Source organism: Streptomyces sp. NPDC085946, assembly GCF_044540485.1.
Classification (GTDB): Bacteria; Actinomycetota; Actinomycetes; order Streptomycetales; family Streptomycetaceae; genus Streptomyces.
The window spans coordinates 449,724-462,248 of the sequence record NZ_JBITSF010000005.1 but is presented as its reverse complement, the minus strand read 5'-3'; the positions used below and the strand labels follow the sequence as shown (position 1 = coordinate 462,248).

General features: G+C 73.7%; 12 protein-coding genes. 3 read left to right on the top strand and 9 right to left on the bottom strand.

All coding sequences use genetic code 11. The annotated features are described in order from the left end of the window. Positions 1 to 321 precede the first annotated feature (321 nt). Entirely contained in the window at positions 322 to 1,329 is a 1,008-nt protein-coding gene (locus ACIF8T_RS14315; RefSeq protein WP_400034705.1) for a stage II sporulation protein M, read from the bottom strand. Between the two features lie 139 nt (positions 1,330 to 1,468). On the opposite strand from ACIF8T_RS14315, the gene ACIF8T_RS14310 reads away from it, so the two are divergent. Then, positions 1,469 to 2,455, top strand: coding sequence for an RDD family protein (locus tag ACIF8T_RS14310; RefSeq protein WP_400034703.1), 987 nt, complete (start codon positions 1,469 to 1,471; stop codon positions 2,453 to 2,455). Between the two features lie 19 nt (positions 2,456 to 2,474). Here ACIF8T_RS14310 and ACIF8T_RS14305 read toward each other — a convergent pair whose 3' ends face one another. Continuing rightward, positions 2,475 to 3,089 carry a hypothetical protein gene (locus ACIF8T_RS14305; protein ID WP_400034701.1) on the bottom strand — a complete coding sequence of 205 codons (615 nt, stop codon included), beginning with the start codon at positions 3,087 to 3,089 and terminating at the stop codon, positions 2,475 to 2,477. 149 nt (positions 3,090 to 3,238) lie between these two features. Beyond that, positions 3,239 to 4,696 (bottom strand): adenosylhomocysteinase, encoded by a 1,458-nt coding sequence (gene ahcY, locus ACIF8T_RS14300; protein ID WP_400034699.1) that lies wholly within the window; start codon positions 4,694 to 4,696, stop codon positions 3,239 to 3,241. 371 nt (positions 4,697 to 5,067) lie between these two features. Here ahcY and lepB point away from each other — a divergent pair, with 371 nt between their 5' ends. After that, positions 5,068 to 5,733, top strand: coding sequence for a signal peptidase I (lepB, locus tag ACIF8T_RS14295; RefSeq protein ID WP_400034697.1), 666 nt, complete (start codon positions 5,068 to 5,070; stop codon positions 5,731 to 5,733). 146 nt (positions 5,734 to 5,879) lie between these two features. Here the strand turns inward: lepB and ACIF8T_RS14290 are convergent, their stop codons facing one another. The 6 genes from ACIF8T_RS14290 to ACIF8T_RS14265 form a co-directional block, all read right to left on the bottom strand. After that, positions 5,880 to 6,860 carry a cation diffusion facilitator family transporter gene (locus ACIF8T_RS14290; protein WP_400034695.1) on the bottom strand — a complete coding sequence of 327 codons (981 nt, stop codon included), beginning with the start codon at positions 6,858 to 6,860 and terminating at the stop codon, positions 5,880 to 5,882. Between the two features lie 148 nt (positions 6,861 to 7,008). Continuing rightward, the gene (gene manA, locus ACIF8T_RS14285) at positions 7,009 to 8,160 is read right to left on the bottom strand and encodes a mannose-6-phosphate isomerase, class I (protein ID WP_400034693.1); all 1,152 of its coding nucleotides are present in this window, start codon (positions 8,158 to 8,160) and stop codon (positions 7,009 to 7,011) included. Between the two features lie 43 nt (positions 8,161 to 8,203). Then, complete coding sequence (locus ACIF8T_RS14280) at positions 8,204 to 9,331, bottom strand: SIS domain-containing protein (protein ID WP_400034691.1); 1,128 nt, start codon at positions 9,329 to 9,331, stop codon at positions 8,204 to 8,206. Positions 9,332 to 9,464: 133 nt separating this feature from the next. Then, positions 9,465 to 9,635, bottom strand: coding sequence for a Trm112 family protein (locus ACIF8T_RS14275; RefSeq protein WP_400034689.1), 171 nt, complete (start codon positions 9,633 to 9,635; stop codon positions 9,465 to 9,467). A 110-nt stretch (positions 9,636 to 9,745) separates the two neighbouring features. Beyond that, entirely contained in the window at positions 9,746 to 11,110 is a 1,365-nt protein-coding gene (locus ACIF8T_RS14270) for a phosphomannomutase/phosphoglucomutase (RefSeq protein WP_400034687.1), read from the bottom strand. A 245-nt stretch (positions 11,111 to 11,355) separates the two neighbouring features. Continuing rightward, positions 11,356 to 11,775: a DUF3499 domain-containing protein gene (locus ACIF8T_RS14265; RefSeq protein WP_400034685.1), complete on the bottom strand. Its 420-nt coding sequence runs from the start codon at positions 11,773 to 11,775 to the stop codon at positions 11,356 to 11,358. A 295-nt stretch (positions 11,776 to 12,070) separates the two neighbouring features. Between ACIF8T_RS14265 and ACIF8T_RS14260 the strand changes: the two genes are divergently transcribed. Further along, positions 12,071 to 12,520: a metallopeptidase family protein gene (locus tag ACIF8T_RS14260; protein ID WP_400034683.1), complete on the top strand. Its 450-nt coding sequence runs from the start codon at positions 12,071 to 12,073 to the stop codon at positions 12,518 to 12,520. The last annotated feature ends 5 nt before the right edge of the window (positions 12,521 to 12,525 follow it).

Genomic DNA, 12,525 nt, shown 5'->3' with positions numbered 1-12,525 from the left:
CTTGCGTTTCCGACTCTATCAGATCTTTCCGATCCGATTTCCTCGGTGCTTTCCAGGTTCCCGCTTCCGCGTTTCCCTTTCCGGCGCTTCCGACTTTATCAGAAGTTTCAGACCGGACTGACCGGCCATCCTTTTCCGAATTCATCGGGGGGAGCTTCTCTGAGATCTCGGTCTACAGGAAGCAGAAGATTGTCGCGGCCGCCGGAGCGAGTCATCGCTCATCTCCAGGCAACTGTTCAAATCTACCTCCCCGCATGTTCCGTGTCAACGGATCCTGCGGGGCGAAGAGGAGACTAGCAGCTCGGCGGAGCTGTCCGCACATCAGGCGGCCGTGGGCACGGCGGCGCTTCGCTCGACTGCCTCGACGTCACCCGTTTCCCCGCTGCGGGCCGCCCGTCCGCCGAGGACGTAGACGTAGGCCAGGAAGGCCAGCTCCGCGATGACTCCGATGGTGATGCGGGCCCAGGTGGGCAGGCCGGACGGGGTGACGAAGCCTTCGATGGCGCCGGAGACGAAGAGGACCAGGGCGAGGCCGATGGCCATGCCGATGGCGGCGCGACCCTCCTCCGCGAGGGCGGTGCGCCGGGTGCGCGGGCCCGGGTCGACGAGGGTCCAGCCCAGCCGGAGGCCGGTGCCCGCGGCCACGAAGACCGCGGTCAGTTCGAGCAGGCCGTGCGGGAGGACGAGGCCCAGGAAGGTGTCGAGCCGGCCGGCCGAGGACATCAGCCCGAAGCCGATCCCCAGGTTCAGCATGTTCTGGAACAGGATCCAGATCACCGGCAGGCCCAGGAAGACGCCCAGGATCAGGCAGAGCGCGGCGGCCCACGCGTTGTTCGTCCAGACCTGGGCGGCGAAGGACGCCGCCGGGTGGCTGGAGTAGTACGTCTCGTACTGGCCGCCGGGGCGGGTGAGCTCGCGGAGTTCGCCGGGGGCCGCGATGGTGGACTGCACGTCGGGGTGGGTGCCGATCCACCAGCCGAGGAGGGCCGCGACCGCGGTGGACAGCAGGGCGGTGGGGACCCACCAGTGGCGTGCCTTGTAGACGGCGGCCGGGAAGCCGTACGCGAGGAAGCGGGTCACGTCGTGCCAGGTGGCGCGGCGGGTGCCGGTCACGGCGCCGCGCGCGCGGGCGACCAGCCGGCTGAGCCGGCCGGTCAGCTGCGGGTCGGGGGCGCTGGACTGGATCAGCGAGAGGTGGGTGGCGGCGCGTTGGTACAGCGCGACGAGTTCGTCGGCCTCGGCGCCGGTGAGGCGGCGCCGGCGCCGGAGCAGGGCGTCGAGGCGGTCCCACTCCGCGCGGTGGGCGGAGACGAAGACGTCGAGGTCCATCGGTGTGCCTGCTCCTCGGCTGCGCGTCGGGGGTAGGTCGGCGTGCTCCGCACGATCTGCTTGTCGTACTGCGGCGCGATGCCTGCTCAGCTTGGCAGACTGGCGGTGTCGGGGGCAGACCAGGGGAAGGGCGGCGGGCGTGAGTGAGCTGGTGACGGGCGAGGCGGTGGCGTTGGAACTGCGCCCCGCGAGGCTGCCCAGCAGGGCGCTGGCCGTCCTGCTCGATCTCGCGGTGGCCATGGTGACGTACGTGGTGGTCACCGTGGCCGTGGTGGCTGCCACGGCTTCCCTGGACGAGGCGGCGCGGACGGCGCTGTCGATCGCGTCGTTCGTCCTGGTGCTGGTGGGCGGGCCGATCGCGGTGGAGACGCTCAGCCACGGGCGGTCGCTCGGGAAGATGGCGTGCGGGCTGCGGGTGGTGCGGGACGACGGCGGGCCGATCCGGTTCCGGCACGCGCTGGTGCGGGGTCTGATCGGGGTGGTCGAGATCCTGATGACGTTCGGGGTGGTGGCCTGCGCCGCCTCGCTCGTGTCGGCGCGGGGGCGGCGGATCGGCGACGTGTTCGCCGGGACGCTGGTCGTGCGCGAGCGGGTGCCGGTCGCGCAGGCGGGCGTCGTGCCGCCGCCTCCGCCCTGGCTGGCCGGGCGGTTCTCCGGGCTGGACCTGTCGGCGGTGCCGGACGGTCTGTGGCTGGCGGTCCGGCAGTACCTGACGCGCATGCAGCAGCTGGATCCGCAGGTCGGCCGGACGATGGCCGAGCGGCTGGCCGCCGATGTCGCGGACCGGACGGGGGCTCCGGTGCCGCGGGACGTCCCGCCGCCGATGTACCTGGCGGCGGTGGTGCACGAGCGGCAGGCCCGGGAGGCTCGGCGGGCCTTCGGCGCCGGTGCGGGTTCCGGAAGTGGTCCCGGTGCGGGCGGGGAGCGGCCCGTGGGGGCGTACGGACCGGCTGTGCCCGCTCCGGCTGCCGGGACCGGCGGTCAGGACGGGGTGGTCCCGCAGTCGTCGGGGTACGGCGCCGGGGCGGCCGCGGTCGGTCGCCAGGAGCCGGCCCCCGCGGGCGACGGCGGGGCTGCGGGGCCGGGGGCCGGGCGCCCGGCGACCGGGTTCGTGCCGCCGGCCTAGCGCCGTCCGCCGGGTCGCCTCAGGGGAACACTGAAGGCGGTGACGTGAGGTCCTCCAGCTCGATGCCGGGTGCCGCGAGGACCACGTCGCCGGCGAGGTGCACGGTGTGCTGTTCGCCGGTGTCCAGGGCGGTGACCTCGTAGGCGTCCACGGTCAGGGGGCCGTTGTCAGTGGCGTGTGTTTCGCTGTCCACCAGGGCCCAGGACTGGTCCACGGTGCGGGGGGCGAGGACCGGGTCCGTGAGGGCGACGAGGCGTACGCGGGTCGCGGCACGGGAGGGGGTGAGGCGCAGGAGGCGGGCGGTGGCGACCAGGAAGGCGGGGGACGTGCCGGTGAAGGCGTGGGCGCGCACATTGCCTTCCTCGGCGTGGGTGCCGGTGGGGTCGGTGCGGACCCAGGTGACGCCGTCGAGGGCTGCGCCGCGCACCTGCCAGTCGGCCGCGTGGAGTTCGAGGCGGAGCGGGCGGCCGAGGTCGTCGAGGGTGAGGTCGACGGAGCCGCGGTGATCGCCCGCGGGGGTGGTCAGCCGGGAGACGTAGCGCCAGCCGGAGGGGCCGACGGCGCACTGGAAGTGCTCTTCTGCGAGGGGGGTGTGATCGTGCGGATCATGGAGCGAATAGCGGCCGCGGGGCATGGGGGTCCTGGGTTCTGACGGGCTGGTCGGCGCCGCCGGTCCGGCAACGGGGCAGGCCCCCGGCACGGGGGTGCGGGGGCCTGCCTCGGAGGACCTGGCGCCGGGAGCGCGTCCGGGCGGACGCGCTCGCGGCGAGCTGCGGGTCGGGCTCAGTAGCGGTAGTGGTCGGGCTTGAACGGGCCCTCGACCTTCACGCCGATGTACTCGGCCTGCTCGGGGCGGAGCGTGGTCAGCTTCACGCCGAGCGCGTCGAGGTGGAGGCGGGCGACCTTCTCGTCGAGGTGCTTGGGCAGCACGTAGACGCCGACCGGGTACTCGGACTGCTTGGTGAACAGCTCGATCTGGGCCAGGGTCTGGTCCGCGAAGGAGTTGGACATCACGAACGAGGGGTGGCCGGTGGCGTTGCCCAGGTTCAGCAGGCGGCCCTCGGAGAGCACGATGATCTTCTTGCCGTCGGGGAAGGTCCAGGTGTGGACCTGCGGCTTGACCTCGTCCTTGACGATGCCGGGGACCTTGGCGAGGCCGGCCATGTCGATCTCGTTGTCGAAGTGGCCGATGTTGCCGACGATGGCCTGGTGCTTCATCTTGGCCATGTCCGAGGCCATGATGATGTCCTTGTTGCCGGTCGTGGTGATGAAGATGTCGGCCTTGTCGACGACCTCGTCCAGCGTGGTGACCTGGTAGCCGTCCATCGCCGCCTGCAGCGCGCAGATCGGGTCGATCTCGGTGACGATCACGCGGGCGCCCTGGCCGCGCAGCGACTCCGCGCAGCCCTTGCCCACGTCGCCGTAGCCGCACACGACGGCGGTCTTGCCGCCGATCAGGGTGTCGGTGGCGCGGTTGATGCCGTCGATCAGGGAGTGGCGGCAGCCGTACTTGTTGTCGAACTTCGACTTCGTCACGGCGTCGTTGACGTTGATCGCCGGGAACAGGAGGGTGCCCTCGCGCTGCATCTCGTACAGGCGGTGGACGCCGGTCGTGGTCTCCTCGGTCACGCCGCGGATCTCGGAGGCCAGCTGGGTCCACTTCCGGGGGTTCTCGCCCAGGGTGCGGGTCAGCAGCTCCAGGATGACGCGGTGCTCGTCGGACTCGGCGGTGTCGGGCGAGGGGACCTTGCCGGCCTTCTCGTACTCGACGCCCTTGTGGACCAGGAGGGTGGCGTCACCGCCGTCGTCGAGGATCATGTTGGGGCCGCCGGTGGGGCTGTCCGGCCAGGTCAGCGCCTGCTCGGTGCACCACCAGTACTCCTCCAGCGTCTCGCCCTTCCAGGCGAAGACCGGGATGCCGCGCGGGTCGTCCGGGGTGCCGTCGGGGCCGACGGCGATGGCGGCCGCGGCGTGGTCCTGCGTGGAGAAGATGTTGCAGGACGCCCAGCGCACCTGGGCGCCGAGGGCGGCCAGGGTCTCGATGAGGACGGCGGTCTGCACGGTCATGTGCAGGGAGCCGGTGATGCGGGCGCCGGCCAGCGGCTGGGCCTCGGCGTACTCGGCGCGGATCGCCATCAGGCCGGGCATCTCGTGCTCGGCGAGGGTGATCTCCTTGCGGCCGAACTCGGCCAGGGACAGGTCGGCGACCTTGAAGTCCTGTCGGTTCTCGACAGTCGTCATTACGAGCTGCTCCTCGGATCGGGGTCGAGGTGGGTACGGCTGGTCTGCGCGGCGGCGGACACAGGGGTGCCCGGAAAGGCCACAAGGCATGCCCGCGTACGCGCAGCGCAGTCCGTCGGAGGCCCTCTCTCCCTCGGCCGGCCCGCCTGCGGGCCGCCCGACCGCCATCAGCAGCGACGTCTGGCTCCGTCCCAAGCTACACCGGTCGGCGGCGTGGTCCCCAGTGCGTCTCCGAATTCGCCGGTCGTTCGCCGGCCGTGAACGGGGGCGGGGCGGGCCGTGGGAGGGGCTCGGGGGAGCCGTGTTCACGGTGTGTTTCCGTTCGCCCGCTAGCGTCTGCCCGCTGATCGGCCGCGGGAGGGGACGGGGAGATGGACAGGGCGGGCAGGCTGAGGGGGGCGGGGTGGGTCCTGGGCTCGGTGGGGCTGGTCCTGCTGGTGGGGTCGCTGCTGTGGTTGCGCGGGAGCTACGGGACGGCGACCGTGCGGAGCGACAGCATGACGCCGGCCCACGCGGCCGGGGACCGGGTCCTGTACGAGCGCGTCGGCGGCGGGGAGCTGGAGCGCGGTGACGTCGTGCTGTTCCGGGCGCCGGACCGCTATCCGTTCGACGCGCCGGTGGTGCAGCGGGTCATCGGGGTCGGCGGCGACCGGGTGTCGTGCTGCACGGGGGCGGGTGCGGGCGAACGGCTCGCGGTGAACGGCCGGCCGCTGGCCGAGCCGTACGTGCGGGACGGCATCGCGGACGGGATGCGGCGGCCGTACGACGTGAAGGTGCCGCAGGGGCGGCTGTTCCTGCTCGGCGACCACCGGCGCGACTCCCTCGACTCGCGGTTCTTCACCGACCACGGCGGGACGGTGCCGGCCGGGGCCGTCGAGGGGCGGGTGACCGACGGGTACGCGGTGGTGGTCCTGCTCGCGGTGGCCGCACTGGCCGGCCTGCTGCTCCTGCTCGCGGGACTCGTCTGCGTGATCGCGGCGCGCGTGCGGCGGCGCCGGGCGGCCGAGCCGGCGGAGTTTCGGCCCGCGCGCCTGTGACCGGAGGGCCGGGCGACCGGCTGGGCGGCTGGGCGGCTGTAGGCGTACCCCGCCTGTGACCGGGCGGCCGAAGGGCGTCCAGCCGTGGCCGGACGGCCGAAGGGCCCGCCGCGGCGGTGCGCGGCGGGCCCTTCGGCACGAGGGGGTCAGTGGCCGGCGCCCTGCGGGGCCGGGCCGCCCGGGGTGGCCTCGGGGTCCGGGCCCTTGACGGCCTCGCGCTCGCTGTAGATGTCGGGCTCCAGGTAGATCACGCGGGCGATCGGGACGGCCTCGCGGATGCGGGCCTCGGCCGCGTCGATGGCGGAGGCGATCTCGGCGGCGGTGTCGTCGTGCCGGACGGCGATCTTGGCGGCGACCAGCAGCTCCTCCGGGCCGAGGTGGAGCGTGCGCATGTGGATGATGCGGGTGACGGTGTCGCCGCCGACGATCGCGGCCTCGATCTTCTGGACCTCCTCGACGCCCGCGGACTCGCCGAGCAGCAGCGACTTGGTCTCGGCGGCGAGCACGAGCGCGATCAGGATGAGCAGGACGCCGATGCAGAGGGTGCCGATGCCGTCCCAGACGCTGTCGCCGGTGAGCAGGGCGAGGCCGACGCCGCCGAGCGCCAGGATCAGGCCGACGAGCGCGCCCAGGTCCTCCAGGAGGACCACCGGCAGCTCGGGGGCCTTGGCGTGGCGGACGAACTCCTTCCAGGAGCGCTTGCCGCGCAGGGCGTTGGACTCCTTGATGGCCGTGCGGAAGGAGAACGTCTCGGCGATGATCGCGAAGACGAGGACGCCGACGGGCCAGTACCAGTGGGTGAGCTCGTGCGGGTGCTTGATCTTCTCGTAGCCCTCGTAGAGGGCGAACATGCCGCCGACCGAGAAGAGGACGATGGAGACGAGGAAGGCGTAGATGTAGCGCTCGCGGCCGTAGCCGAAGGGGTGTTGCGCGGTGGCCTCCCGCTTGGCCTTCTTGCCGCCGAGCAGGAGCAGCGCCTGGTTGCCGGAGTCGGCGAGCGAGTGCACGGACTCGGCGAGCATCGACGACGAGTTGCTGAAGATGAACGCCACGAACTTCGCTACCGCGATAGCGAGGTTGGCGGCCAGTGCCGCCACGATCGCCTTGGTGCCGCCTGACGCGCTCATATGTTCGCGATGTCCCTTCGTACGCCGTTCCCGGGCTGTCTTCGTACGCCTTCGTACGCCGTGTACCCGGACTTTGCCCGTGCTTGACGGTGGGCCATTGTTGCAGTCCCTCCGGGCGCCGGCGTGCCGGGTCGGTGCCGGCCGGCGGTCAGGCGACCACGGTGGCCCGGAAGAGCGTGCCGGTGCCGGACACGTCGGTCTTTTCACCCGCGGGGACGAACACGGACCGGCCCGGGCGCAGCTCGTGGTCCCCCGCGCGGACGGTGCCCGCGGTGCAGAGCAGGATCTGGGGGGTCGCCAGGGTGAGGTCGTGGGCGGCGGTGCCGGGCGGGAGGACGTACCGGGAGAGCCGGAACTCGTCGATCGGGGTCTCGTAGACCTCCTCGCCGTCCGGGGCGGCCTCCGGGCGCAGCACGCCGGGGTCGCCGGGTGCGAAGCGGACGACGCGCAGGAGTTCGGGCACGTCGACGTGTTTGGGGGTCAGGCCGCAGCGCAGGACGTTGTCGGAGTTGGCCATGATCTCGACGCCGAGGCCGCCGAGGTAGGCGTGCGGGACGCCGGCGCCGAGGAACAGGGCCTCGCCGGGCTGGAGCCGGACGTGGTGGAGCAGCAGGGCGGCGAGGACGCCGGGGTCGCCGGGGTAGTGGTGGGCGATGCCGGCGTACGGGGCGTAGGGGCCGCCGAGGCGGGTGCAGGCCGCCGCGGCCTCGGCGACGGTGCGGGCCGTCTCCTCGCGGTCGGCGGTGAGGATCGCGGTGAGGACCTCGCGCAGGGCCGCGTCCTCGGGGTGGGCGTGCAGCAGGTCCACGTACGGCTTGAGGGAGGCGACGCCGAGGCCGTCGAGGAGGCCGGCCGCCTGGACCGGGTCGCGGAAGCCGCACAGGCCGTCGAACTCGGTGAGCGCGCAGATCAGCTCGGGCTTGTGGTTGGCGTCCTTGTAGTTGCGGTGCGGGGCGCCGGCCGGGATGCCGCGGCGCTCCTCCTCGGCGTATCCCTGCCGGGCCTGCTCCAGGTCGGGGTGGACCTGGAGGGAGAGCGGGGCCGCGGCGGCCAGGAGCTTGAGAAGGAAGGGCAGGCGGGGGCCGAACCTGGCGACCGAGGCGGCGCCGAGTTCGCCGACGGGGTCGGCGGCGATGACCTCGGCGAGCGTGCCCCGGCCGGTGCGCGACGGTGCGCCCGGGTGGGCTCCCATCCACATCTCCGCCTGCGGTTCACCGGTCGGTTCCACGCCGAGCAGCCGCGGGATGGCGGTGGGGGAACCCCAGGCGTAGGGGCGGATGGTGTTGTCGAGGCGGTCCATGGGTGCTCTCCGCGTACGGGGGGTCAGGGCGTCCCGGGCAACATCAGGCGCCCGAGGCGAGCGCCAGGTAAACGGCGGCGAAATCCGTGATGGCGATCAGTTCCGCGAGGGTCGCCAGTTCGTCGCCCTCCTCCGGTTCCAGTTCGCTGATCGGCGTGTCGTGGCTGAGGGCCAGGTCGCGGGCGCCGGGGGCGGCGGTGAGGCTGCCGATGGGGCGGTCGCGCAGCAGCACCACGCGCGCGTGCAGGGCGGGCGGCTCCTCGACGCGGTCGCGGAAGAAGTCGCCGGGGTCGGCGCCGGCGGCGAGCGGTCCGGCGAGCAGGGCGCTGTGCGCGGCGAGCGCCTCGGGGAGTTCGGCGACGACCGCCGGTACGCCGGACAGTTCGGCGAGCGCGGCGGCGAAGCGGCGGCCGGCGGGGCCGGCCGAGGTGCCCTCCGTCCAGACCAGCGGGAGCGCGTCGGCGAGTTCGGCGGCCAGGGTCTTGGCGGGGTTGCTGTAGGTCGCGATGGCGGGTCCGCAGCGCTGCGCGATGAGGTCCAGGCGGTCGGCGACCCTCTCGACGGCGTCCGGCGGGGCGGCGAGCAGGCCGGTGCGGTCCAGCAGGGCGAGGAAGGGGGTGAGCAGGGCCCACAGGACGCCGGGCGCGGACGCGGCGAGCGGTTCGTCCTGCTCGTAGGGGGCGGTCGCCATGGGGACGAACAGGCCGTGCGAGCCGTTCACCGCTTCGGCGAGCGGGGAGCCGGGCGGGGCGACGGCGACGACGGTGCACCCACGGCGGTAGGCCTGCTCGGCGAGGAGGGACAGGCCCGGTTCGCTGCCGTCGGGGGTGGCGATCAGCAGCAGGTCGACCGAGCCGGCCCAGCCGGGCAGTTCCCAGCGCAGGGCGCCGGCGGCGGGGGCGACGCCGGTGGGTGCCAGGCGGGTCACGGGGCTGCCGGCGCCGGCGAGCGTGCCGAGCAGGTCGGCGGTGTGGGTGGCGGCGGCGCCGGGGCCCGCGATGAGGACGGCGCGGGGGCGGCCGTCGGGTTTGAGGTCGTGGACGCCGGCCTCGGCGGCGTGCCGGGCGGCGGTGCGGACGCGGGCGCCGGCTTCGGCGGCGCCGCGGAGCAGGCCCCGGCGGTCGGCGCGGGCGAGGCCCTCCGGGGAGTCGAGCAGCGATTCGTCGAGCATGGGCGGCAGTCTCCGATCGCCGGGTCCGTATACGACGGTGTCCGTGGGCACCGGGTGTCGGTGCTACGGGTGTGCCTGACCGGGCGGTGTCACACCGGCGCGCGGGATCGCGCCGGGTGCGCACGCCGGGGTGTCACGCCGGGCGGCGGGCCTCGTCGACGAGGAGCACCGGGATGCCGTCGCGGACGGGGTAGGCCAGGCCGCAGTCCTGGCCGGTGCAGACCAGCTCGGTGTCCTGCTCCGTGAGCGGGGCGTGGCAGGCCGGGCAGGCGAGGATCTCCAGGAGGCCGGCTTCGAGCGGCATGGCGGTTCCCTTCGGGGCGGGTGGTGTGCGTGTGCTGTGCGGAGTCGCCTGGTCAGCGTACCGCCGGCGGGGGTGGGGCGGCGGGGTGCCGGAGCGGCACCCCGGCGGGTTCAGCCTCTGATGAGGGCCAGGGCCTCGTCCCGGATCCGCGCCATCGTGGCCGCGTCGCGCGCCTCCGCGTTCAGGCGCAGCAGCGGCTCGGTGTTGGAGGGGCGGACGTTGAACCACCAGTCGGCGGAGGTGACGGTCAGGCCGTCCAGGTCGTCCAGTGCGACGCCGTCCCGGCCTTCGTAGGCGGCGCGGATCGCGGCGATGCGGGCGGCCTGGTCGTCGACGGTGGAGTTGATCTCCCCGGAGCCGGCGTAGCGGTCGTACTGGGCGACGAGGGCGGAGAGCGGGCCGTCCTGGCCGCCGAGGGCCGCGAGGACGTGCAGGGCGGCGAGCATGCCCGTGTCGGCGTTCCAGAAGTCGCGGAAGTAGTAGTGCGCGGAGTGCTCGCCGCCGAAGATGGCGCCGGTGCGGGCCATTTCGGCCTTGATGAAGGAGTGGCCCACGCGCGTGCGTGCCGGGGTGCCGCCGTTCTCCCGGACGACCTCCGGGACCGACCGGGACGTGATCAGGTTGTGGATGACCGTGCCCTTGCCGCCGTGCCGGGCGAGTTCGCGGGCGGCGACCAGGGCGGTGATCGCCGACGGGGAGACCGGGTCGCCGTTCTCGTCGACGACGAAGCAGCGGTCGGCGTCGCCGTCGAAGGCGAGGCCGAGGTCGGCGCCCTCCTCGCGGACCCGCTTCTGCAGGTCAACGAGGTTGGCCGGGTCGAGCGGGTTGGCCTCGTGGTTCGGGAAGGTGCCGTCCAGCTCGAAGTACAGCGGGACCAGGTCGAGGGGCAGGCCGGCGAAGACGGTCGGCACGGTGTGGCCGCCCATGCCGTTGCCCGCGTCGACGACGACCTTCAGGGGGCGGATGGCGGTCAGGTCGACGAGGGAGCGCAGGTGGGCCGCGTAGTCGTCGAGCGTGTCGCGCCGGGTGACCGTCCCCGGGCGCGCGGCCGGCTCGGGGGCGCCGGAGTCGCTCCACCGCTCGACGAGGGCGCGGATCTCGGCGAGGCCGGTGTCCTGGCCGACGGGGGCGGCGCCGGTGCGGCACATCTTGATGCCGTTGTACCGCGCCGGGTTGTGCGAGGCGGTGAACATCGCGCCGGGCAGGCTCAGGGCGCCGGAGGCGTAGTAGAGCTGGTCGGTGGAGCACAGGCCGATCTCGGTCACGTCGGCGCCCCGGGCGGTCGCCCCGCGCGCGAAGGCGCGGGTCAGGCCGGGGGACGAGGGCCGCATGTCGTGCCCGGTCACGATGGCGCTCGCGCCGGTCACCTGGACGAAGGCGGCGCCGAAGAGTTCGGCCAGGGACTCGTCCCACTGGTCGGGGACGACACCGCGTACGTCGTACGCCTTCACGACCTGCGACAGATCAGCAGCCACGGCCAACCTTCCTGGATGTCCTTGTAGGGCACCCCAAACTACCCGTACCCCCTGGCCGGGCTCCGGGCGGACGCCGTCCGGGCCCCGGGCCGTAACCGGAGGTCAGGGCGGCGTCCGGGCCGGGAGCGGGGTGGAACGAGCGGCGGGATCGCCCCGGCGGGCCCGCAGGGGGACTGCCGGGGAGGGGGCGGCCGGGAGTCCCGGCGGGAGCCCGGACGCGCGGGCGGCGGTCCCCGAAGGGGGACTCAGTTGTCGGGCGACCGCAGGACCCGCAGGTGCCCGCGCCGCGCGACCTCCATCGGGTCGGCGGACCGCGCCCCGCCGGCCCCGGCCGCGCGTTCCTGAGGGCGGGCCGCCTCGCGCACGGCGTTGGCGAGCGCTTCCAGGTCGTCCCCGCTGGGCCGGGCCGGAGCCGAGCCGTCGAGGAGCCGGACGACCTCCCAGCCGCGCGGGGCGGTGAGGCGCTCGGAGTGCTCGGCGCACAGGTCGTAGCAGTGGGGTTCGGCGTAGGTGGCGAGCGGGCCGAGGACCGCGGTCGAGTCGGCGTAGACGTACGTCAGCGTCGCGACGGCGGGACGGCCGCAGGCGGTGCGCGAACAGCGACGTACAGGGCTCACGACGTTGGACGGTACCGCACTCTTGAGCGGGCCGCGACGACTCTCCACCAGGTCGACGCACCGTGTCGTGCTGTGAGACGCCCCACACACCCCGGTGGACCCACCTCGCTGACCTGCCCGGACGCCCGGTGTCCGGGCAGCCGGGCGGCCGGAGGGCCGGTCACGACTCCGAACAAAACCGATCAAACGCCTAGAGGTCGCCGGTCTCGGAGAGATACGGAATCGAGCCCAACCTTGGCTGGAATGGTCATGTGGCGACATGCCGTACGGGTCGGCCGGATGCGGTCGCATCGCCGTGTGGGGCCGGGCGCGCGGGCGCGGCGGGGACTACCCTTCACCAGTGATGGAGAACCCCGTAACGCCCCGTGCCGCCGGCCGCGGGCCCCGTCGCCGTGATCGCCACGGCCGGGGTATGCGCGGCCCGATCGCGCCCCCGCAGGTGCCGCTCGCCGCGAGCCGCGCGGAGGCGTTCGCGGACCTGGTGCAGGACTCCGTGGACCGCCTGGAGCGGCGGTGGCCGCAGCTGGCCGACATCGACTTCCTCGTGCTGGAGGTGCCGCGGCTGGACGGGTCCGGGCGGGGCTGGAGCGACGAGGCGGTGCCGCTCGGCGGGACGGTCGCCGCGCGGGACGGGCGCCGCGCGCGGGTGGTGGTGTACCGGCGGCCGGTCGAGATCCGCACCAAGGGGCGGGACGAGCGGGCGGCACTGGTGCACGAGATCGTCGTCGAGCAGGTCGCGGAGCTGCTGGGGCTGACGCCCGAGACGGTGGATCCCCGGTACGGGGAGGACTGAGCCGG